Genomic DNA, 1,926 nt, shown 5'->3' on the forward strand with positions numbered 1-1,926 from the left:
TTCGCCCTCGCCGGACGCGCCCTGGCCGCATCGATCGCCGCGGTGGCCGCGCTGGTCGAGATAGAGGTCGCGGTGATCGGCGGGGGAGTGGCCGAGTCCGGCGACGTCCTGTTCACCCCCCTGCGCGAGGCGCTCCCGGAGTACGCGACGTTGTCCTTCACCAGCGGACTGCGGGTCGTGCCGGCGCTGACCGGCTCGGACGCCGGGCTGATCGGCGCCGCGGCGGCCGCGCTGGGACGCCTGGGGGGATGAACGGAGGCGGCGCCGATACCGTTCCGGCTTCCCTGTCCGGCGGGCTGCCGTGTCAGGCCGGCTTACGTGTCAGGCCGGCTTACGTGTCCGGCCCGCGGAGGCCGAATCCGATCGATTACGGCCGATCGTGACCGAGCCGTCGTCCGTCGGGCGGGTTGCGTGACCGGTGAGCCCGTCGCGCTGTTGTAGCGGCATGAAGAAGCGCAGCATGCTCGCCATCGCCTCCTTCGCCGCCGGGTGCGTCCTCGCGGCGGTCTCCCCCTCCCACGCGGAGGGGGAGGAGGCCGAACGTCCCGTCGAGGACGTGCGCGGCACGGTGGAGGAGCTCACCGGCGACGACAGCATCGCCCGCCACGAGGTCTTCGGACCGTCCGCCGACACCACCGTCCACGACGGGGTCGCCTACCTGGAGGGCCTGGAGACCCTGCAGGCGCTGGAAGCCCTCGAGGCGCTGCCGGCCCCCGACGCGGGGCTGTGGCCCGCCGTCTGACGTATCGCGTCGCGCGGCGGGCGGACCACCGGCCCGCCCGCCGCCGCCACCGTGATCCCTCCGTGCTCCCCCGTTGCCCCCTCAACTGCGGCTGGTTTCCGATGCAGGATGGGGCGGGCACGTCACATTCGTCCGGAGAAGACGAAGATCCGGAGAAGAGGGGGAACAGTGATCGTCTGGATCAACGGCGCGTTCGGCGCGGGCAAGTCCAGCACCGCCAGGGAGCTGCTGGACCTGATGCCCGACAGCGCGCTCTTCGATCCCGAGGTGGTCGGCGGCGCGCTCACCCACATGCTGCCGCCCAAGCACCTCGCCGGGATCGACGATTTCCAGGACCTGCCGATCTGGCGGCGGCTGGTGGTGGACACCGCGGCCGCGATGCTCTCGGAACTCGGCGGCACCCTGGTCGTTCCCATGACTCTGCTGCGCCAGGAGTACCGCGACGAGATCTTCGGTGGCCTCGCCGCGCGCCGGATCACCGTCCGCCATGTGGTGCTCACCCCGGCGGAAACGATTCTCCGTCAGCGGATCGCGGACGCCGAGGCGCCTGACGCACTGCCCGACGCCGAGCGGCGCGTGCGCCAGTGGCGCCAGGACCACATCGAGCCGTACCTGGCCGCGCTGGGCTCCTGGCTGGCCGCCGACGCCCATCCCGTGGACAACGGCACCCTCACCCCCCAGCAGACCGCGGGCCGGATCGCCCGGGCGGTCGGCACCGGGGAGGCGGCCGTCTGCGACATCGTGCAGACCCCCGAACCCAGCGCCGAGACGGTGGCCTCCGGGGTGCTGCTCTTCGACGAGCAGGACCGGTTCCTGCTCGTCGACCCCACCTACAAGCCGGGCTGGGAGTTCCCCGGCGGGGTGGTCGAACAGGGGGAGGCGCCCGCACAGGCGGGGGTGCGCGAGGTGGCCGAGGAGACCGGGCTGCGCCTGGCCGGCGCACCGAGGCTGCTGGTCGTCGACTGGGAGTCGCCCCGGCCCCCCGGATACGGCGGGCTGCGGTTCCTGTTCGACGGCGGACGACTGAGGGGCGACGCCGCCGCCCGGGTGATCCTGCCCGGTCCCGAGCTGCGCGGCTGGCGGTTCGTCACGGAGACGGAGGCCGCCGAACTGCTGCCGCCGGTGCGCTACCGGCGGCTCCACTGGGCGCTGCGCGCGCGGGAACGGGGGGCGGCGATGTACCT

The 1,926-nt window shown here is 73.3% G+C and carries 3 protein-coding genes; all 3 read left to right on the forward strand.

Translation table 11 applies throughout. The features are described 5' to 3' along the window. The coding region (locus HW445_RS28955; protein WP_180223806.1) for an ROK family protein at positions 1 to 252 on the forward strand (252 nt) is incomplete at its 5' end. 193 nt (positions 253 to 445) lie between these two features. Further along, positions 446 to 742 carry a hypothetical protein gene (locus HW445_RS28960; protein WP_151772549.1) on the forward strand — a complete coding sequence of 99 codons (297 nt, stop codon included), beginning with the start codon at positions 446 to 448 and terminating at the stop codon, positions 740 to 742. 168 nt (positions 743 to 910) lie between these two features. Then, the coding region (locus tag HW445_RS28965; protein WP_308800107.1) for an NUDIX domain-containing protein at positions 911 to 1,926 on the forward strand (1,016 nt) is incomplete at its 3' end.

Origin of the sequence: Streptomyces sp. UH6, from assembly GCF_013421635.1 — a bacterium.
Classification (GTDB): Bacteria; Actinomycetota; Actinomycetes; order Streptomycetales; family Streptomycetaceae; genus Streptomyces; species Streptomyces abyssomicinicus.